The organism is Izhakiella australiensis (assembly GCF_002006995.1).
Lineage (GTDB): Bacteria > Pseudomonadota > Gammaproteobacteria > Enterobacterales > Enterobacteriaceae > Izhakiella > Izhakiella australiensis.
On the sequence record NZ_MRUL01000002.1, the window covers coordinates 376560 to 396715 of the forward strand.

The following is a 20156-nucleotide window of genomic DNA, read 5'->3' on the forward strand; positions in this document are numbered from 1 at the left end:
GTCATGTGCCCTGATGACTGATTTGTTTTAATTTCAAATAATGAGGAATGACTTTTTTAATATATTTATTCCTGAGAGCCTTACGCCGCTGGCTTTTACCCGTGCCCGCGTTATAAGCACCTACCGCCTCCCATGAATAACCATACTGGCGAAAATTACCGGCGAGAATCCAGGCGCCGGTCATAACGTTTTGGCAAGGATCATTGATTAATCCCTGCCGGGTTATATTGAATTTCTTCAGCATCGGTAAATGACGGCTGTTAATTTGCATTAATCCGACATCGTGGGTGCCATCCCGATTTTCATTTATCGCTTCAGGGGTTAAACCAGACTCAACGATTGCAATCGCCTGCAACAACTCAGGTTCAATACCGTAGCGATTGCCAGCTTGTTGCCAGCAATCAGCCAACGCTGGCAGCGTGGTCGCTAACAGCGAAAAGAACAATAACCACCGCTTCATGTTTAAAAACCGTATGTCAAAGGCTTGCCATCTTTGCCGCCTGAAGAAATATCAACCTCATTGATGCTGTTTTTTTCCTGAGTCGGGTTATGCCACTGATACGGATTTCCCCAGGGATCGTTGGGGATCTGCTGGCTGAGGTAAGGACCGTTCCAGTTTTTCACGTTGGCTGGCTTTTCGGTTAGCGCTTTCAGCCCCTGCCCTTCAGTCGGCCAGGCGCCGGTATCCAGGCGGTACTGGCTTAACGCGTCAGCAAACGAACGCATTTGACGCAGCGCGGTTTTTTCTTTGGCCTGATCGACATTGGAGAAAACTTTGGGGCCCACAAAGCCGGCCAGCAAAGCAATAATCATCAGTACAACCAGCAATTCCAACAGCGTAAATCCATCCTGTTGGCGACAGTGAGAAAGCATTTTTTTCATTTTGAGTGCCTTAATAATCAGAAAAGTTTCAAGGTTATTACCACTGATATTTTCCGTATCGGGCCGGGCAAATGAAGATGATTACTCTGGGTGAATGAGAGAAGTTCAGAGCGGTGGATAAGAAATTTCTTTATGCGGCAAACCGCGCCGGTCGCGGTTAAACAAAAGTCAGACTGGTGGCGAGTAATATTGCGGAGAACAGGTTAATTGCCAACGGCAATTTTATACCGAATGGACATAAAAAGATGTGGGCACTCCGCCCACATACGAATGGTAAAATCCTTTTGCCAAAGGGGCACTCACATTGGTTATTAGATCAGAACTTATACTCCGCATTGAACCACCAGCTGCGGCCAGGCTCAGGAACCCGCTGGCTTGACGCAAAGCCAAACTGCTTATTACCGGCAGTATTAAGGTGCTGCGCGTAGTTTTTATTCAAAATATTATCAACGCCGCCGCCCAGGCTGAGGTTATCGCTAAGCTGATAATTGACTTTCCACGACAGCACGCCGAATCCCGGTGAACGGCCGAGATCGCGGCCGATAACGTTGCCCTGGTCTTTTGCTACCCGTCCCTGGCTGGCAACGCCGCGCAGCGTCAGCGTGGTATCCCAATTTGATGCGCTATAGGTCAGGGCGACCTTAGTATCCAGCGGCGGTATCTGCGGCAGTGCGCGATGCTGGCTCAGGTTTTCGCCGCGGGTATAGGTCAGGCTGGCTTCAGCCTTCCAGTGGGTGGCAAAACGCCAGCCAGCGCCGGTTTCACCGCCAAAGGTCGACGCATCAATGTTACTGCTACGACTTACCGGCGTTGAGTAATCAAACAGCACGTAATCATTAACCTTATTTATCCAGCCCGACAGCCACAGGCTAACGTCGTCGCCCTGATATTGAACGCCGCTATCCCACTGCAGCGTTTTTTCATTTTTAAGCTGGTGGAAACTATCGCCCCCTGCCTTGCCGGAAAAAAGCTCCCAGTAGTCGGGAAAACGTTCGGTATAGCCAATGCCGCTCCAGGCCATAACCGGCATATCCGGGAAACGGTGCTCATAGCGCATAAACGCGCCGGGTAAGTTCGCTTCACGTATATCTTCGCGGCCCTGGCGCAGGTCTGTGGCCCGGATGTTATCAATACGCAAACCGGTTACCGTTTTACCGTTCTCAGTAACCTGCTGCTGCCATTCAGCAAACACGCCCGCCTGACGATATTCGGCATCGGCTTCCCATCCCACCGGCTGCTTCTTGCGATGCTGATTCTGCTGAGCATCAACGCCCGCCGTGATTTGCGTGGCATCCTTCTGCCACTCGGCGCTCAGCCGCGTGCCGTAGACAATGCTGCCCACTTCAGAGGCCATTTTCATCATTGGCGCCTCACGCAGTGAGAAGTTATCCATGATGTGATCGGTGCTGTTGTAGTAGCTGCGCCAGCTAAGCTTGCTGAGATGTTCCGTCAGATTATATTTTTCCACCTTCAGCGAAGCACTCTTGCGCAAGAACTTTGCGCCGTCCATACCGCGCCCGGCGTAGCGGGCTTCACCGTCGCCACCGCCCAGCGATAGCTCAACTAAATCATCGGCTGAAGGCGTCCAGCCGAGGGTGACGCCACCATTCCACTTGCGCCACATTCCCGGAACGCGCTGCCCGTCGCCGTCTTTGAAATCATCGGCGACTGAACGATTAGCATCTACCCGCATCCAGCCACTCTGATTGCCGACCGCCATGCTGAGTTGCTGGTCAGAACGCCCGTTGGCGCCAAACAACGTAGAAAGCGATCCCTTAATGCCCGGCGCAGTAAAATGCTCTGCCGCGCGCTCAAACAGCACGGTACCTGCCGAAGCCATTGGTCCCCAGAGCACCGTCTGCGGACCGGAAATAATCTCAACCAAATCAAAATTCTTGGGTGAAATATATGACGTCGGCGAATCCATGCGCGAACCGCAGCCGCCCTGAAGATTGCCGCCGTCCGCCAGAATATTAAGCCGTGAACCGAACATGCCGCGAAAAACGGGATCGCCATTGCTGCCACCGTTGCGGATCTGGCTAAAGCCCGGCAGCGTTGCCAGCAGGCCGCCGCCATCGCTTGCTGATAATGGCTGCGCGGCGTCTTTGGTGTTGACGATAACTTTGCCGGCGTCAGTCGGTGCCGCAGAGGTAACGGTCATCACCTCTTCAGCGCTGGCGAAATTAAGCTGACTTGCGCAACAAAGCGCAATCAGGCAGGCCAGTCGCTTTTTCTTCGCCGCCCTGATGCCTGGAATACTGCAAACCATTTTATTTTTTACCATCATTAAGTTAGTTATAAACGCAAAAATTTAAGTCCAACTGCGTTTCCCTGCATAAAAATAACCAACTTAGCCTGAGGAAAAAAATATCTCATCAATAGACTTTTCTTTTATTCCATAAGTAACTTCTTATTACCAAGGAACAACACACCCTTGCGATAAAAATATATAAAAATGCACAGATAATCACATCACCACTTATGGATGAATGGAATAAAAAAAGGTATTATTATTGTTCTGGCAAAATTTTAAATGCTGATTAATTTACATCTGGAAGGGATATTCCCATGCACAAACGTATTATCCTGGCAGATAAAAGCTTTATCATCAGGCGTGGACTGAAGGAAATGATTGAGAGCATTGCCGCCAGAAATAATGAAGGTTTAACCATCGTGGGTGAAGCCAGCTCAATGGTTGAGCTGCACCAGCTAATCCTGCAAACGCAACCTGACGTGTTGTTTCTCAGTTTGCAGCTGGATCTCGATGAGCAGCAGCCCCGACTTCCCGACTATCGAAGTATCTTTCTGCTTAGCGCCCTCAAAAATCGCTATCCTGAGATTGATATTATTAGCATCTCACCCTTCACGGCTCCGCGTCTGTTACAGCTGGCATTAAACGCTGGCGCCGGGAACATTATCAGCCATAACGTCGGTGAAAACTGTCTCAGCCTGCTACTTTGCGAGTAAAAAACACCCCGAAACGCCCCTCGTTTTCGCACCCAACGCTACGCTCAACGCCTTCCCCCTGTAACGCTGAATTTATATCGCTGGCTGAAAAACTCATTAACGCGGTTGCCGATGTAACAAACAGCGCAACCCGCGTTTTTCTGACTGGTATGATAGAAGCGTCTAAGCGCAATCCGTATATTCCTCAGCAACAAAACCAAAAATCTGCTGAGGATTAAGAAATGTCTGTGAATATTGTGATTGCTGATGAACACACGCTGATCCGCCGCGGTATGCTTTCAATGATTAATACCATGTCCGCAGCCAACACCGCTCCGGATAATATTAAATTCAATGTCATTGGCGATACCGACTCACCGGCTGAACTGGTAAACCTGCTTTCCCGCGATCGGATTGATATTCTGTTCCTTGGCTTTTCACTTAATACCCGCAAAACGCAAAGTCCGGTTTCAGAACTGGACGGCACCGCCCTGATTAAGTGGCTGGCAGGCCGATTCCCACAGACAAAGATCGTCGTACTCTCTCCGTTTCGCAACACCAACGTTATCCGCATGGCGCTGGAAGCCGGCGCCCGGGGCTACGTCAGCCGCGAAACCTGCGAGCGCATGCTGTGGCGCGCAATCAACGCGGTACTTGACGGGGAAGTGTATATCGAACGCGGCCTGATGGACTCGCTGTTCCGCCGCGATACTCTGCTCGGCCAGGAGCTGACCACCCGTGAAAACGACGTGCTGCGGATGCTGTGTCGCGGGCTGTCGCTGACCGCCATCTCGGCAAAAATAAATCTGAGCAATAAGACCGTCAGCGCCCATAAGCTGCGGGCCATGGAGAAGCTTGGAGTACAAAGCGACTGCCAGCTTTACTGCCTGCTGGCGCAGACGCGGATGTTTGATATCGCCATTTGATTTCCCCATATCACCGCTGAATATGAAAACGCCCCGCCTGCAATCAGGCGGGGCGTTTTCTTTAGTTTGCTTTTACCGTGGTTTGCCAGTCAGCAGGGGCGGTATACCAATCCTTTTTACCATCTCCCATATAAAGCGAGGTTGACGGCATTCTGTTTGATTTACAAATCCAGGCCCGGATGTGCAGTTTTTGCCCACCAGTGCCTGACGCTTGCTTAACAAAGGTAACGCCGTCAGTGTCAGTGGTCGTGGTGAATGACGCCTCGCTTGGCATAACCAACGGAGGTTCGCCGCCTACGCCTGGCCCGGGAAGCCCCGGAATAGCACCGCGGTAAATTTTAAAACAAACTTCAACGTTGCCCACCGGCCGGCCTTTATTATCAACAACATAAACCTGCGGTTCATAAACCCAGGGCTTAACAAAATTATAATAGTAATAATGTTTCACCTGAGCGATATGCCAGGTCACGGGTTCGCTAACGCTCACTATGCTGCTTAACACTTCAGCGCCTTGTACATTTTGCTGACTGCCCTTAGGCGTTATACGCAGCTGCACTTCATAGCCGGCGTACGATGCATCCGGGGTGAACTGCCTGCTTTTGCTATCTGACTTCTGCGACTTCTGCCAGCTGGTGTCGCCGACTTTGCGCCAGTACCACTGATATAAAGACGCATCGGCACCGGTACCCTGTGCATCAAAATCATAGCGTCCGCTGAGCGGGGTATTTGGTAATACGCTGCCTGAAGGGGAAACCGACAGATTGCGCACCGCAGGGATGCCGTAAACGGTCACCACATTAGTGAATGCTTCTGTCCCCCTGATGCTCTGCTTATTGCCTCTGGGGGTAATACCGAGGCGGACTTCATAGCCGGCATAGGAAGCATCGGGCGTGAACTCTGTGCTTTGCGCGCCAGATTTTTGCGCGCGCTGCCAGCTGCTATCACCGACTTTTCGCCAGTACCACTGATATAAAGACGCATCCTCGCCGGTGCCCTGGGCATCGAAATCATAGCGGGCCTTCAGTGCCGTGTCTGCTGCGGCGCTGCCTGAAGGAGAAACCGACTGATTGCGCGCTACGGGCGTGCCGTAAACGGTCACTACGCTAGTGAATACTTCTGTTCCCCTGATGCTCTGCTTATTGCCTCTGGGGGTAATACCGAGGCGGACTTCATAACCGGCATAGGAAGCATCGGGCGTGAACTCTGTGCTTTGCGCGCCAGATTTTTGCGCGCGCTGCCAGCTGCTATCACCGACTTTTCGCCAGTACCACTGATATAAAGACGCATCCTCGCCGGTGCCCTGGGCATCGAAATCATAACGGCCGGTCAGCAAGGTGTTTGCGTTGACAGTCGCCGAAGAAGAAACCATCTGGTTGCGCACCGCAGGCGCTGCGTAAATCGATACCGCGTTGCTGAATACTTCCTGTCCGGTCACCGCGCGGTCGCTGCCTTTCGGCGTGACGCCAACCCGCACCTCATAGCCAGCGTATGACGCATCCGGGGTGAACTGCTTGTTTTTGCTGTCGGACTTTTGTGACTTTTGCCAGCTGGTGTCGCCGACTTTGCGCCAGTACCACTGATAGAGCGACGCATCACTGCCCGTTCCCTGAGCATCAAAGCCACGATAGCTGGCGCTGAGACCGCCATTGATTTGGCCCGATCCCGCCGGGGTAACGCTGGCGCTGGCAATGGCGGGGATGCCGTAAGTGTCGATGCGCACTGAAACGGAAGCCGCGCGATAGTTCGTCGATGCATCCTGGCGGAAAGTCAGGCTCCCCCACCCGGCTTTTAGCGCAGTTACCTGCCCGCTATTCGTCACGCTCAGCACACCCTTATCGGCGTCAGCGCCAAACGTGCGCTTACCGTCGCTGTCACTGGTGACCGCAACTTGCTGCGTGCCACCTTTCTGCATTACCTCAGCAAAGCTTACGTGGATATCCGGCGTTTTTGGCTCAACCGTTACCGCCACCGCTAAAGGTGAAGGTGCCTGATGCGTGGCCGTCGCCGCCTGGGTGACGGTCACCGTGGTGCTGCCGGCGCCGGTAAAGGTCAGCTGGCCGCTACTATTGACGCTGACCACGTTGTCATTACCGGAACGATAGCTCAGCGCGCCGCCATCATTGCCGCCGCCAACCGTCAGCTTCTGCGCCTTATCGCCGTAGGTAACCTTAACCGCCTGCGCGCTCAGCACTGGCGCATCGGCCAGCGCAACGGTTATCCCCCACGAGTAAGAGGCGGGCTGGTAGTTTGCCGACTCCGCAATCTGGAAGGCCAGGTTGCCCGAGCCGGTTTTCAGCGCCGTGACCAGGCCGCCGCTGGTCACCTCAAGCACCCCGGCGCCGAGGTCAAGGCTATATTGCTGACGGCCATCGCTGTCGCTGGTGACCGTAACTTGCTGCGTGCCGCCAACCTGCATGGTACTGGCCATGCTGACGTTAACGTTCGGTGCTTTTTTATTTACCGTCACCGTCACCGCCAGCGGCGCCGGCGCCTGCTGGGTGGCCGTTGCCGCCTGGCTGACGGTCACCGTGGTGCTGCCGGCGCCGGTAAAGGTCAGCTGCCCGCTGCTATTGACGCTGACCACGCTGTCATTACCGGAACGATAGCTCAGGGCGCCGCCGTCATTGCCGCCGCCAACCGTCAGCTTCTGCGCCTTATCGCCATAGGTCACTCTGACCGCCTGCGCGCTCAGTACTGGCGCATCGGCCAGCGCAACGGTTATCTTCCACGAGTATGAAGCGGCCAGGTAGTTTGCCGACTCCGCAATCTGGAAGGCCAGGTTGCCCGAGCCGGTTTTCAGCGCCGTGACCAGGCCGCCGCTGGTCACCTCAAGCACCCCGGCGCCGAGGTCAAGGCTATATTGCTGACGGCCATCGCTGTCGCTGGTGACCGTAACTTGCTGCGTGCCGCCAACCTGCATGGTACTGGCCATGCTGACGTTAACGTTCGGTGCTTTTTTATTTACCGTCACCGTCACCGCCAGCGGCGCCGGCGCCTGCTGGGTGGCCGTTGCCGCCTGGCTGACGGTCACCGTGGTGCTACCAGCTCCGGTAAAGGTCAGCTGCCCGTCAGCATCAACGCTCACAATGTTTTCATTGCCGGAGCGATAGCTCAGGGCGCCGCCATCATTGCCACCGCTGACCGTCAGACTACGTGACTTGTCGCCGTAGGTCGCCGTTATTGCCGGGGCGATCAGCTCAGGGGCCAGGCCTTTAGCTATCGTCACCTTTGCGCTGGCATTCTCCGGCGCCAGCTGCGTTTCAGTCTCGTGCTGGCTAACCGTTATTTTTGCTGCGCCAATACCGTTCAGCGTCAGCTGGCCACGTTGATTAACCGTCACCACCGCTTCATTATCTGAGTGATAGAACAGTGTGCTGTTGTTGCCACCGGTTACCTGCAAGGCTGGCGCCGTATCCCCCCAGCTGAGCGAAACATCATCCACCGACAGCGGCTCGGTGTGATTTTTTTGCAGCGCCAGCGTGAGGCTGGTGCGGCGATCTTTATCACTCAGAATTGCCTCGACGCGCCAGGTTCCCGCAGCAAAAAGCGCAGGAACAGGCAGCTCAACGGTGGTTACCCCGGCACTATCGGTACGGCTGGTAGCGGCTTCTTTACCATTACTTAGCCAGCGTACCGGCCGATCGGTAACGCCCAGCTGGTTTTCCTCCTTCAGCGCCAGCGTAAAGGTTAACGGATCGGCGCCAACTAACACCTGCTGAACATTATCTTTAACCGACAGCTGCATTTCCGGCTCTACCTGCAACACCTTCAGCCGGGCCGTTGCCTGCTGAGGGGATGCACTGGCGTAGGTCACCGCGGCGCTATCATGCAGTGAAGCGACTATTTCATTGCGCCCCGCAGTGGTGATGCTTTCCAGCATAACGCTGGCGCGTCCTTCGCTGTCGGTGCGGGTTTGCGCCGAGCTGAGCGAACCTGGCGACGTCGCCCCTTGATGCCACCAGATAGCTCGATCGGCCAGCGCACGACCATGTTCATCTACCGCTTTAACGCTGAACTGGATTTTGCCGGTTTGCGATTTGAGATATTTGACCGTCACGTCATCAACCCTGACGCCGTTATTCAGCGGTTCAAATTTCATATCAACCAGCTTCAGCGTTGGCCCGGCGATCTGCGCCATAGCCGGCGCGCCGCGTAGATTATTCTTGTTCTGAGGGATGACCTGGAATACCAGATCCTTATCAATATCGTCAGCGGCTACCTGATAGCTTGCGCCGGTTGCCAGCGGCTGTGTCATCGCATCGGCATGGAACCATTGCAGCACAGAACCGCTCTCCGCCTCACCCTGATTGGCGTTATACACATAGCTGCCCGTTAGCGTATTCCCTATTGCGGCTTCACCTTGGATCTGCACATCGCTGGCCGAGGGAGCAAAATCGCCGGGCTGTACGCTCAGACGGTACTGAGCAACCGCCGCCGGCGCGGTATCTTTCATCGAAGCAAACAGCTCTGCGATAATCACCGCCTGCCCGACCTGTAACGGCACCACACGCCCGCTGGCAACATCAACGGTGGCGACTTGCGGCTGCGTTGAGCTGTATACGACATGGGCATTTTCTGAGCCTTTCACGGCATTAATAAACGCCACACTGCCGGCCCGTACCGCGAGCTCCGCCGGGTCAAAATAGATATGCCAGCTTTTCTTCTGCTCTTTATAGGCCAGAACAATATTGTTGTTACGATGAACAAAATCGGTGCGTGATGCCTGTAGTGAAGGCAGCGCCTGAGCATTATCCGCATTGAGCATTTCCGCAAGCGATCGACCAAATTCCCAGCTAAATTCCACGCCGACGTTAATGTTGTTACTCTGCCCGCTAATAAATTGCTTTTCGCCGTGCAGCGCAATCAGCGGCAGCGGCTGCCATTTAAGGCCGATCTTCATGCCGTAGGGATTTTTGCTGGCCTGATTACGACTGCCAGTGACATCGACCTTCTCGCCATACCACTTATAAAATTCCGTCCAGCCGTAAACGGTGCGCGCCAGAGCGACCTCAAAGCTGAGATCCCACCCGCGCGCTGCACGTTCGTAAAGGACATAGTGATCGCTGTCTGAAAGGAAAGGCGCATCTGAGCGCTTCCATTCACTGAGCGGCAGATAATAGTTGAACGCCCCGTGCAGGCGATCACTCCACAACTCAAGACCCATACCCAGCCGGCTATGATGACGAGTGACATCTTTATCGTAAAAGGCATTCACCCCGCCAAGGAGCTGAGGATTAAAATTATGCCGCCAACCAATACCGGCGTTAAAAATATTACGTTCATTCCAGCGATGGCCGTTCATCTGAACAAACAGCGTATCCTGTTTCCCGTTAATAAAAGGGTATAAATAGTCCAGACCCAGATCTGAGCTGCTGCCTTTGCTCAGTCCGGCGCCGGCGGTGACGCGCGCGCGCGCGCCTGACTGGCTAAGCCAGTTTTCCACTTCGGCGGTCAGGGAAGCACTGAGGGCATTTTCCGCCTGAGTACGTGCGCTGCTGACGGCACCGTTATGCTGGGCTGACTGCCAGAACGATCCCAGTATATTACGCAGCTTTTCCGAACCCTCACTGGTACCCGCTACCGCCGTGCGGCTTTCATCTGGCACGATCACCCACTGCCCCGGCAAATTCACCAGCTGCGAGCTGTGTTTTACGTGACGATTCAGCTTGATTAATTGCTCCGGCGCAAGCTTATAACGCCAGGCAAAGTCGCTCATGCTCTCGTTTTCAGGCATTAAAACCAGCTTTACGCGCGGATAAATCTGCGCTAAGCGACCATCGGCGGGTAATAAAGAAGATGAAGTAAAAGTGAGCCCATGCTGCTGCGCCAGCTGACGCTGCCAACGGTCAACATCGCTTATTTTCAGCGATAATTGCTTAGCGACATCCTGCCAGCTTTTGTCTGCTGGCTTCTGGTAAAGAATATAGCCTGGGGCATCAGCATTTTTTTGTATCGTCAAAGGAGTGGCTTTAAGTCCGTTGGGAAAAAATAACACCAACAGCGTAAAGACATAATGAAAGATGACAACACAAGCAACGTTTTTTCGGACGCGATAACTAATGGCACTCAACTTAAACTCACTTAAATATACAATTAAATTTCATCCATTGCGCAGAGCCTGCATTGATATATTATTTTTATTCGCAGTGCACATTGCGGTATAAATCCCCCTACTTCATTTGGCTATTGCTCTCGCAGAAAGGACATGTTTACTGAATCGTTAAATTAGCAATATTTCATTATCTGTAAAAAAGGCATTCTCCTTGATTAATTAAGAATTCTCTCTATCCTGCCAGGAAAAGGCTGAAACAACACAAACCATTCACTTACTCCAGGGTAATAAAACAGGCAATCCGGCACCATAGGTTAACAATTATTGTTTTGTGATTTTGTCATGATTCATTCATTAAAAGTCGTATTTTACTCTTAGCATTTATCATGAATTCATCAGTATTAACTCAAACATTTCAGGCAGGGAAAATATTAATTTAGATAAAAGTCAATAGGTTACAACCATGGTTCAGCTACTCTTACTGAGTAACAACCATGGGGACTGCCCGGAGAGGTCGTGTTGCATCATGACCTTAATGAACAGGGCTTTTTATAAATACGCGTTTTTCTGACTGGTATGATAGATGCCGCTGACCGCCATCTGTATATTTATTCCTAACGAAAACGAAAAACTACTGAGGGTTACACCATGCCTGTGAATATTGTAATTGCTGATGAACATACGCTGATTCGTCGCGGTATGCTTTCAATGATTAATACCATGTCCGTGACTAATACCACCATGGACAATATTGAATTCAACGTTATTGGCGATACCGACTCACCGGCCGAGCTGGTAACCCTGCTTTCTCATTCACAGGTTGATATCCTGTTCCTCGGCTTTTCACTTAATACCCGCAAAACGCAAAGTCCGGTTTCAGAACTGGACGGCACCGCCCTGATTAAGTGGCTGGCAGGCCGATTCCCACAGACAAAGATCGTCGTACTTTCTCCGTTTCGCAACACCAACGTTATCCGCATGGCGCTGGAAGCCGGCGCCCGGGGCTACGTCAGCCGCGAAACCTGCGAGCGCATGCTGTGGCGCGCAATCAACGCGGTGCTCGACGGGGAAGTGTATATCGAACGCGGCCTGATGGACTCGCTGTTTCGCCGCGATACCCTGCTCGGCCAGGAGCTGACCACCCGCGAAAACGACGTGCTGCGGATGCTGTGTCGCGGGCTGTCGCTGACCGCCATCTCGGCAAAAATAAATCTGAGCAATAAGACCGTCAGCGCCCATAAACTGCGGGCCATGGAGAAGCTTGGAGTACAAAGCGACTGCCAGCTTTACTGTCTGCTGGCGCAAACGCGGATGTTTGATATCGCCATCTGATGCCGGGCTGCAGTTCCCGTCTGTATCAGGAAAGAATATATGCCAGCAAAAGAGCAAGTACAGGCAGCAAAAAATGCCTGTACTAAGCAGGCCTGATAATAGTTACTTTTCAATCAGTGACGCTGAAAAAAGATTAATAATCACGACGCCAATAATAATAAATGCGATACCAACTATAGCGGGCATATCAAGTTTTTGATGGTAATAAAAATAAGAAATCATTGATACAAGGATAATCCCCAGCCCGGCCCAAATGGCGTAAGCAATACCTAAATTAAGCACTTTCACCACGTGAGAAAGACCGTAAAATGAGATGGCATAACCAATCACAACAATCAGTGAGGGCACCAGCCGGGTAAAGCCATCAGAGGCTTTCACCATTGAGGTCGCAATGGTTTCAGCAATCACTGAGACAAGTAAAAGCATATAGATTTTAATCATTTCATCAGAATCCTGTCATCAAAATTAGTCTGAAAGCTACCCGCGTATTGACTGCTGTCAGCATCGCGCGCCTGCTGATGCCTGATTAATTTACTTGCCGGTCATCGCGATAGCGTCCGTCCTGTAAGGGGAGTCTCCCTCCCCTGAGTCGCAGGCATGCCTGCTCCTGCTGAAGTGAGGGTAGCAGAAGTGCCCCCGCTTGCGGAAGCCATGTTCCCCATCAGATACGAATATTCTTACTATCGTTTCCCTTCGGTTGTGTTATTTCCCTGATGGCATTCTTTCGTCCTTAATTTGCTTCTGCTCATCTTAGCTATATATAGACATTTCTCTCTGCCTGAGCGGTTACATTATTTCTGCTGTTTATTTAAACCCTTGAGAGAAACCATCTTGAAAAAATTATCTTTAGCTTTACTTATAGGCTCCTCCCTTTTTGCACAGTCGGCAATGTCGGCAGAGCATAACCGCACGCTGAGTTATTTAACCTCATGGGGATTAACCTCAGACGCGGCCGCTCAGCTGAATAACGCCAAAGTAGATACCTATCTGCTCTCCTTCGGCGGCTGGGATGCCGAGGGCAAAATCTCTTCATCTGACAAGCTGCTGGACATTCCTGAATATAATGCCTGGTATCTGGATACGCCCTACCTGACCTGGACCCAGGCCAAGCTGGCGCATCCTGAGAAAAAAATGCTGGTTGCCTTTGGCGGTGAAACGTACGAAGCGATGTGGTCACATCTGGCCAATGATACTAACCGTGAAAAAATTGCCCAGGGTCTGGTTCGCCTGCTGAAAACCGGCTTCCCGGTGTATAAAAAAAATCTCAAACCGGAAGAGATGGTTGGTGAATGTTTATCCCACAGCTGGGATGGCAAAGTCTGTGACATGAGCCACTTTCAAAAAGCCGGCACCGTTTATCTTGACGGGATCGATTTTGACTTCGAAAAAGCCGCTCGCTTAACGCCGCAAGAGAACGATAATCTGCTTAAGCTGGCGCAGCGTGTTCGTCAGCTACTTGGACCTGACAGCAAGAAATTGCTCAGCCTGACCACCTACCACGTCGGCGCCGATCCGGAAGCCTGTATCAATGCCAGCGTGACGCAGGACTGCTCATTCATCGAAGATAAGCGTTCTTCTCACCACGGCGAAGTGCTGCCGCTGCTGACCGGGGGCAAAGATGTCTTCGACTTTTTCAACGTCATGACCTATGACGCCGGCCCTAACTTCCAGTACAAAATTGCGATGGCAAACTACGCCAGAGCGGTTGGCAACCCGGCAAAAATCCTGTTAGGCAACACCATTAACAGTCAGTGGGGCCCCGATGGCCGCTACGTTGAATCCCGTGAGAAAAATATCGAACGCGCCGCGTGGCAAGCAGCTAATCACTACGGCGGCTTCTTTGTCTGGACGCTGGGTTCAAATAACCAGCAGCTCAGCTTTGGCGATCAGGTTGATTACATCAATCAGATGCATCAGGCTGCACAGAATGCTCAGGGCGATATTGATAACCAGCGGCCAACGGCCATTGTGAAATATCCTGACGAGATAACCGGCGCGACGCACGTGGTGCTGGACGGTTCTGCCTCAACTGATCCTGAAAATGCCAACTTGCAGTTTAGCTGGGAGCAAATCTCGGGTCCGCACGTCGTCCTGCATAACAAAAATCAGCCGCAGGCAAGCTTTGATGTCGGCGCCACGCAGAAGGATGTGCTGTTGGGCTTCAAGCTGACCGTGAATGACGGCGAGCAGGACTCGGTGCCGGTGACCTTTACCATTAAGCACAAAGCTGAAGTCAATAACGGCGGCGATAACGAGACCCCCGACAACGGTAATCCGGATAACGGCAACCCGGACAATGGCAATCCCGATAACGGCAACCCGGACAACGGCAATCCCGACAATGGTAACCCAGACAACGGCAACCCGGATAACGGCGCCCACGACGCCTGGCAGAGCAGTAAAACCTATTTCGGCGGCGAAGTGGTGAGCTGGAAAGGCAAGCAGTATAAAGCCAAATGGTGGACGCAGAACAATGAGCCCGGCGCCAGCGATGTTTGGCAAAGTATGAGCCAGGAGATTGGCGGCGAGTGGAATGCCGGCAACGTCTACCACGGCGGCGATGAAGTGAAATATCAGGGTAAGAATTGGGTGGCAAAATGGTGGACTAAGGGCGACAAACCAGGCCACAGCGACGTCTGGCAGGCACGCTAAGGCGACAGATATCTTTGCTGATAAAGCACATTCAATAATATTTATCGCGTAGAAAATGATAAGCCCCTATCAGAATATTGAAAGGGGCTTTTTTATTGATGGCATCGCTTGCAACGCCGATCATCCACGTTACCTTAGGTAAAAATTAATGAATTTTATTACAAAACAGCACCGTTTGACTTATATTCACCCTGCAAACAAGGTTCATGGCATCACCGGGAATGTTACTCGCCATAAACAAAAGGAACTGTAATGGAAAGGTCTATTCTCACCCGATTGCTATCGGCGTCGGCTTTCAGCGCCTTGCCCGCAAGAATTGCCTCTGCAACCTGGCTCGCGGGTGAAGAAACACCTCATCGGCATGAACGGCTTACTTTTTCCACCCTCAGCGCGAGTTACAACGTTATTTCCACTACCCGGACAGGCGTTGAAGCAAGACCTTAAGATTATATAAACCGCTGAAGGACTCGCGGCAGCAAAAGCGAGTTCCTCATTTTTCCCAGGAGGAAGAATAATGGCGCCAGTAGAAAGCCAGCAGGCATTGGTAACGCTTTGCGATATCAGCAAATCCTTTGATGGTAAAGCCGTCATCTCGCATTTCAATCTCACCATTAATCACGGTGAGTTTATTACCCTTCTCGGCCCGTCCGGCTGCGGTAAAACCACCATTCTGCGGTTGATTGCCGGCCTCGAAGAGGCCGATAGCGGCACTATCCTCCTGGATAATGAGGATATTACGCACAAGCCCGCTGAGCATCGCCATGTCAATACGGTTTTTCAGAGCTATGCGCTATTTCCGCATATGACGGTATTCGACAACGTCGCCTTTGGTTTACGCATGCAAAACACGCCCAATGCAGAAATAAATCAACGCGTAAATCAGGCGCTGGCGATGGTACAGCTGGATAGCTTCGCCGATCGCCGCCCGCATCAGCTCTCCGGCGGCCAGCAACAGCGCGTAGCGATTGCCCGCGCAGTGGTGAACCGACCGAAAGTATTATTACTCGATGAATCGCTGTCCGCGCTGGACTACAAGCTGCGCAGGCAGATGCAAAACGAACTTAAAGCGCTACAGCGCAAACTGGGTATCACGTTTATTTTCGTCACCCACGACCAGGAAGAGGCGCTGACCATGTCCGACCGCATCGTCGTGCTGCGCGATGGCGAGATTGAACAGGACGGTACGCCGCGCGAAATTTACGAAGAGCCGAAAAATCTGTTTGTGGCGCGTTTTATCGGCGAAATCAACGTGTTTGACGCCGAAGTGGTAACGCCGCTGGATAACCAGCGCGCCCGCGCCCGCGTCGAAGGCTTCCTGTGCGATATTCAGGCCCCCTTCCCGCTCAGCGCCGGCCAGAAGCTACACGTGCTGCTGCGTCCGGAAGATTTGCGAGTCGATGAAATCGGCGACGGCGACTCAGCGGCGCCGGCGGGGCTCATTGGCTATGTGCGCGAGCGCAACTATAAAGGTATGACGCTGGAATCTACCGTCGAGCTTGAAAATGGCAAGCTGATCACCGTAAGTGAATTCTTTAATGAAGACGATCCTGACTTTGACCACTCAATTAACCAGAAAATGTCGATTAACTGGGTGGAAAGCTGGGAGGTGGTTCTGCCGGGTGATTCCCATGCGTAACCGTTTTCAGAAAGGCGTTATTGCGCTGATTATCGGCTGGCTGGTGCTATTTGTCTTTCTGCCGAACCTGCTGATTATCGCCACCAGCTTCCTGACGCGCGACGAGCAGCAATTCGTGAGCCTGAAGCTGACCTTTAACAACTATCTGCGGCTTATCGATCCGCTCTATGCCGATGTGTTGCTGCACTCGCTGAACATGGCGCTGATTGCGACCCTGTTTTGTTTGCTAATCGGCTATCCGTTCGCCTGGTGCCTGACCAAACTGTCTGCGCGGCTCAGACCGCTTATGCTGTTTTTGCTGATCGTTCCCTTCTGGACAAACTCACTAATTCGCATCTATGGCCTGAAGCTTTTTCTCGGCGTGCGCGGCTGGCTGAACGATTTTTTGCTGTGGGTTGGCGTGATTGAAAAGCCTTTTCGCATCATGTTTACCTCCGAGGCGGTCATCCTTGGCCTGGTGTATATTCTGCTGCCGTTTATGGTACTGCCGCTCTATTCAAGTCTGGAAAAGCTCGATAAACCCTGCCTGGAAGCCGCGCGCGATTTAGGCGCCAGCAAGCTGCAAACCTTTATTCGCATCATTTTACCGCTGACGATGCCGGGCATCGTCGCCGGCTGCCTGCTGGTGCTACTGCCGGCGATGGGGCTGTTTTACGTCGCCGATCTGATGGGCGGCGCCAAGAATCTGCTGATCGGTAACGTCATCAAGAGCCAGTTCCTCAATATCCGCGACTGGCCTTTTGGCGCCGCTACCAGCATCGTTCTGACGCTGGTGATGGGCATCATGCTGCTGTTCTACTGGCGTGCGACGCGCCTGTTGAATAAAAAGGTGGAGCTGAAATGATTGCACGCATACTACGCGGCAGCTTTATGGCTGTCATCTACGCCTGGCTGTATATCCCGGTGGCGATCCTGCTGGTAAATTCGTTCAACGCGTCACGCTTCGGCATTAGCTGGCAAGGCTTCAGCACCAACTGGTACAGGCTGCTGATGCAAAACGACAGCTTAATTCAGGCAGCCCAGCACTCATTAATCATGGGCATACTTTCCGCCAGCTGTACCACGGTGATCGGCTCGCTGACTGCCGTTGCCCTCTATCGTTACCGCTTTCGCGGCAAACCTTTTGTCGGCGGTATGCTGTTTGTGGTGATGATGTCGCCTGACATTGTGATGGCGATTTCGCTGCTGGTGCTGTTTATGCTGTTGGGCATCTCGCTGGGCTTCTGGTCGCTGCTGTTCTCCCATATCACCTTCTGTCTGCCTTTTGTCACCATCACCGTGTGGTCACGCCTGAAAGGATTTGACGTTCGCATGCTGGAGGCAGCCAGAGATCTTGGCGCCAGCGAAATCGTTATTCTGCGCAAAATTATCCTACCGCTGGCGCTGCCCGCCGTTGCGGCGGGATGGCTGCTCAGCTTTACGCTGTCGATGGATGATGTGGTGGTTTCTTCGTTTGTCACCGGCCCAGGCTTTGAAATCTTACCGCTGAAAATCTATTCCATGGTTAAGGTCGGCGTGTCGCCGGAGGTTAATGCGCTGGCAACCATATTAATGGCGCTGTCGCTGCTGTTGGTTGCCATCAGTCAGCTGCTGTTACGTGATAAAACCAAATAAGGAGACGCAGTTATGAAGAAATGGGGTTACCTGCTTACAGCCGGTATGCTGGCGCTCAGCACGCAGAGCGTAAGAGCCGACGGCGGCGATACGCTCTATTTTTATAACTGGACGGAATACGTGCCGCCGGGCCTGCTGGAGCAGTTCACCAAAGAGACCGGCATCAAGGTGATTTATTCCACCTATGAATCAAATGAAAGCATGTACGCCAAGCTTAAAACCTATAAAGACGGGGCCTATGATCTGGTGGTTCCTTCAACCTACTTTGTCGCCAAAATGCGCAAAGAAGGGATGATTCAGAAAATCGACAAGAGCCAGCTAAGCAATTTTCATAATCTCGATCCGGCGTTGCTGAATAAACCTTTCGATCCGAACAATGATTACTCTATCCCCTATATCTGGGGAGCGACGGCTATCGGCGTCAACAGCGATGTTATCGATCCCGCGAGCGTGACCAGCTGGGCTGATTTCTGGAAACCAGAATATAAAGAAAGCATCCTGATGACCGACGATGCGCGCGAAGTCTTTCAGGTTGCGCTGCGTAAGCTGGGCTATTCCGGCAACACCACCGATCCAAACGAGATCAACGCCGCCGCGCAAGAGCTGAAAAAGCTGATGCCGAACATACTGGCGTTTAATTCCGATAATCCCGGCAACCCGTTTATGCAGGGCGAAGTGAATATCGGGATGGTGTGGAATGGCTCTGCTTACGTTGCACGTCAGGCCGGTACGCCTCTGCAGGTCATCTGGCCGAAGGAAGGCGGTATTTTCTGGATGGACAGTCTGGCCATTCCGGCGAATGCTAAAAATAAGGAAGGCGCATTAAAGCTGATCAATTTCCTGCTTCGCCCGGAAGTCGCCGCGAAGGTTGCCAAAACGATTGGTTATCCGACGCCGAACCTCGCGGCCAGAGCGCTGTTGCCAAAAGAGATCAGCGGCGATCAGACGCTCTATCCGCCTGAAGAGGTTATCCAAAAAGGCGAATGGCAAAATGACGTAGGCTCCGCCAGCACCTTGTACGAAACGCTGTTTGAAAGGCTGAAGGCCGGCCGTTAAACATAAAGACCGTCTCCCGTTCTGAACAATGGGAGGCGGTCTTTTATTTACGCCGCGCAGCCGGGCGATGAGGATGCCCGGCGGTTAGCGATTATTTAATATCCCAGGCTTGTGCCCATGCCCAACCGGCTCCCGGCTCGTAAACCGGACTGGCGCCACACCAGCCGTTAGCGCCATGGGCGCTTTTACACTTGTACAGATTGCCATCACGGCCGTGCACCACTTCCCCACCGTGATATTTATGACCCAGTTTCCACTCCGGGTAATCACCTGATGGTGGTTTGTTACCGTCATCATGGTCCGGCGGAGTGACGTTATCATTGCCACCATTGTTCCCGTCGTCCGGCGGCGTTACGTTGTCATTGCCACCATTGTTACCGTCGTCCGGCGGCGTTACGTTATCTTCATGATCGTTATCGCCCGGATGGTTATGTCCGCCGAAATCAACGTCAATCACGTTATAAAAAGTCGCGTCGGTATCGCCCACGTCCCAGGTGGCGAGGATTACCTGATAACCTTCACGCGCCGGAACGTTACACTCATGAGGCTGGCTTTTACCTAAAGCCGGGATCTGATTTTTACCGTCAATCACGCAAAACGGCGTCGTCTCGAATGACGCACGGCTCAGCGGCTTATTCGGATTCCAGTCCGGCTTAGTGATGTAATAACGCCAGTCTTTGGTGCGATGCGGCGCGGTAAAAGTCCATGCGAAGCTGTACTTACCGGCACTCATGGCATGCTTATGCCAGCGGCTATCACTCTGCGCGTTCAGCGGGCTCATGGTTGCCAGGCCTGCGCCGGCGATCTCACCATCTTTGGGGGCGTTTACGATGCTTCCGCCGCTGCTTTCCGTTTTGTAGGCCGGGAATCCATCGCCGCCTTCCACGCTCTGCGGTTCGTACTGCACGGCGCCGCAGTCTTTATTCTGGTTGCCCTGATCGTTAGTGCAAAGGTAGCCGCGTGAGGCAGGCTCGCTAACATAGCCATGCGCCCAGGCGCCTGATGCGCTCAGCAATGCCGCCAGCGCAAAACACGTTTTTGATACTTTCATAATGCGATA

At 52.7% G+C, this 20156-nt stretch carries 14 protein-coding genes; 8 read left to right on the top strand and 6 right to left on the bottom strand.

From position 1 onward, the window contains the following. Position 1: 1 nt before the first annotated feature. The 3 genes from BTJ39_RS05120 to BTJ39_RS05130 form a co-directional block, all read right to left on the bottom strand. Positions 2 to 460, bottom strand: coding sequence for a lytic transglycosylase domain-containing protein (locus BTJ39_RS05120; RefSeq protein ID WP_078001598.1), 459 nt, complete (start codon positions 458 to 460; stop codon positions 2 to 4). 2 nt (positions 461 to 462) lie between these two features. Then, positions 463 to 882, bottom strand: coding sequence for a type II secretion system major pseudopilin GspG (gene gspG / locus BTJ39_RS05125; protein WP_078001599.1), 420 nt, complete (start codon positions 880 to 882; stop codon positions 463 to 465). 316 nt (positions 883 to 1198) lie between these two features. Then, positions 1199 to 3151 (bottom strand): TonB-dependent copper receptor, encoded by a 1953-nt coding sequence (locus tag BTJ39_RS05130; protein WP_198412938.1) that lies wholly within the window; start codon positions 3149 to 3151, stop codon positions 1199 to 1201. Positions 3152 to 3450: 299 nt separating this feature from the next. Here BTJ39_RS05130 and BTJ39_RS05135 point away from each other — a divergent pair, with 299 nt between their 5' ends. Together BTJ39_RS05135 and BTJ39_RS05140 are read left to right on the top strand one after the other, a co-directional pair. Further along, positions 3451 to 3849 carry a response regulator gene (locus BTJ39_RS05135; protein ID WP_078001600.1) on the top strand — a complete coding sequence of 133 codons (399 nt, stop codon included), beginning with the start codon at positions 3451 to 3453 and terminating at the stop codon, positions 3847 to 3849. A 221-nt stretch (positions 3850 to 4070) separates the two neighbouring features. Beyond that, the gene (locus BTJ39_RS05140; protein WP_078001601.1) at positions 4071 to 4754 is read left to right on the top strand and encodes a LuxR C-terminal-related transcriptional regulator; all 684 of its coding nucleotides are present in this window, start codon (positions 4071 to 4073) and stop codon (positions 4752 to 4754) included. Between the two features lie 61 nt (positions 4755 to 4815). Here the strand turns inward: BTJ39_RS05140 and BTJ39_RS05145 are convergent, their stop codons facing one another. Beyond that, positions 4816 to 10713 (bottom strand): inverse autotransporter beta domain-containing protein, encoded by a 5898-nt coding sequence (locus tag BTJ39_RS05145; protein ID WP_078001602.1) that lies wholly within the window; start codon positions 10711 to 10713, stop codon positions 4816 to 4818. Positions 10714 to 11454: 741 nt separating this feature from the next. On the opposite strand from BTJ39_RS05145, the gene BTJ39_RS05150 reads away from it, so the two are divergent. Continuing rightward, positions 11455 to 12138 (top strand): response regulator transcription factor, encoded by a 684-nt coding sequence (locus BTJ39_RS05150; protein WP_078001603.1) that lies wholly within the window; start codon positions 11455 to 11457, stop codon positions 12136 to 12138. Between the two features lie 102 nt (positions 12139 to 12240). Here BTJ39_RS05150 and BTJ39_RS05155 read toward each other — a convergent pair whose 3' ends face one another. Continuing rightward, complete coding sequence (locus tag BTJ39_RS05155; RefSeq protein ID WP_176110238.1) at positions 12241 to 12576, bottom strand: DMT family transporter; 336 nt, start codon at positions 12574 to 12576, stop codon at positions 12241 to 12243. A 393-nt stretch (positions 12577 to 12969) separates the two neighbouring features. Between BTJ39_RS05155 and BTJ39_RS05160 the strand changes: the two genes are divergently transcribed. From BTJ39_RS05160 to potD, 5 genes are all read left to right on the top strand, one after another. Beyond that, positions 12970 to 14790: a carbohydrate-binding protein gene (locus BTJ39_RS05160; protein ID WP_139356313.1), complete on the top strand. Its 1821-nt coding sequence runs from the start codon at positions 12970 to 12972 to the stop codon at positions 14788 to 14790. 514 nt (positions 14791 to 15304) lie between these two features. Continuing rightward, positions 15305 to 16426 (top strand): spermidine/putrescine ABC transporter ATP-binding protein PotA, encoded by a 1122-nt coding sequence (potA, locus tag BTJ39_RS05165; RefSeq protein ID WP_078001606.1) that lies wholly within the window; start codon positions 15305 to 15307, stop codon positions 16424 to 16426. After that, a complete protein-coding gene (gene potB, locus BTJ39_RS05170) occupies positions 16419 to 17270 on the top strand; it encodes a spermidine/putrescine ABC transporter permease PotB (RefSeq protein WP_078001607.1) in 852 nt (283 codons plus the stop codon). Before potA ends, potB begins: the two co-directional genes overlap by 8 nt. Beyond that, on the top strand, positions 17267 to 18040 hold the full coding sequence (gene potC / locus BTJ39_RS05175) for a spermidine/putrescine ABC transporter permease PotC (protein WP_078001608.1): 774 nt from the start codon (positions 17267 to 17269) through the stop codon (positions 18038 to 18040). The genes potB and potC overlap by 4 nt, the downstream gene beginning before the upstream one ends. Before the next feature lie 12 nt (positions 18041 to 18052). Next, a complete protein-coding gene (gene potD / locus BTJ39_RS05180) occupies positions 18053 to 19096 on the top strand; it encodes a spermidine/putrescine ABC transporter substrate-binding protein PotD (RefSeq protein WP_078001609.1) in 1044 nt (347 codons plus the stop codon). 91 nt (positions 19097 to 19187) lie between these two features. Here potD and BTJ39_RS05185 read toward each other — a convergent pair whose 3' ends face one another. Next, positions 19188 to 20147 (bottom strand): lytic polysaccharide monooxygenase, encoded by a 960-nt coding sequence (locus BTJ39_RS05185; RefSeq protein ID WP_078001610.1) that lies wholly within the window; start codon positions 20145 to 20147, stop codon positions 19188 to 19190. Positions 20148 to 20156: the final 9 nt, after the last annotated feature.

What these genes read in the sequence shown, in the direction of transcription:
- BTJ39_RS05120 (WP_078001598.1), bottom strand. Translation starts at nt 460, where the DNA reads ATGAAGCGGTGGTTATTGTTCTTTTCGCTGTTAGCGACCACGCTGCCA.
- gspG (WP_078001599.1), bottom strand. Translation starts at nt 882, where the DNA reads ATGAAAAAAATGCTTTCTCACTGTCGCCAACAGGATGGATTTACGCTG.
- BTJ39_RS05130 (WP_198412938.1), bottom strand. Translation starts at nt 3,151, where the DNA reads ATGGTTTGCAGTATTCCAGGCATCAGGGCGGCGAAGAAAAAGCGACTG.
- BTJ39_RS05135 (WP_078001600.1), top strand. Translation starts at nt 3,451, where the DNA reads ATGCACAAACGTATTATCCTGGCAGATAAAAGCTTTATCATCAGGCGT.
- BTJ39_RS05140 (WP_078001601.1), top strand. Translation starts at nt 4,071, where the DNA reads ATGTCTGTGAATATTGTGATTGCTGATGAACACACGCTGATCCGCCGC.
- BTJ39_RS05150 (WP_078001603.1), top strand. Translation starts at nt 11,455, where the DNA reads ATGCCTGTGAATATTGTAATTGCTGATGAACATACGCTGATTCGTCGC.
- potA (WP_078001606.1), top strand. Translation starts at nt 15,305, where the DNA reads ATGGCGCCAGTAGAAAGCCAGCAGGCATTGGTAACGCTTTGCGATATC.
- potB (WP_078001607.1), top strand. Translation starts at nt 16,419, where the DNA reads ATGCGTAACCGTTTTCAGAAAGGCGTTATTGCGCTGATTATCGGCTGG.
- potC (WP_078001608.1), top strand. Translation starts at nt 17,267, where the DNA reads ATGATTGCACGCATACTACGCGGCAGCTTTATGGCTGTCATCTACGCC.
- potD (WP_078001609.1), top strand. Translation starts at nt 18,053, where the DNA reads ATGAAGAAATGGGGTTACCTGCTTACAGCCGGTATGCTGGCGCTCAGC.
- BTJ39_RS05185 (WP_078001610.1), bottom strand. Translation starts at nt 20,147, where the DNA reads ATGAAAGTATCAAAAACGTGTTTTGCGCTGGCGGCATTGCTGAGCGCA.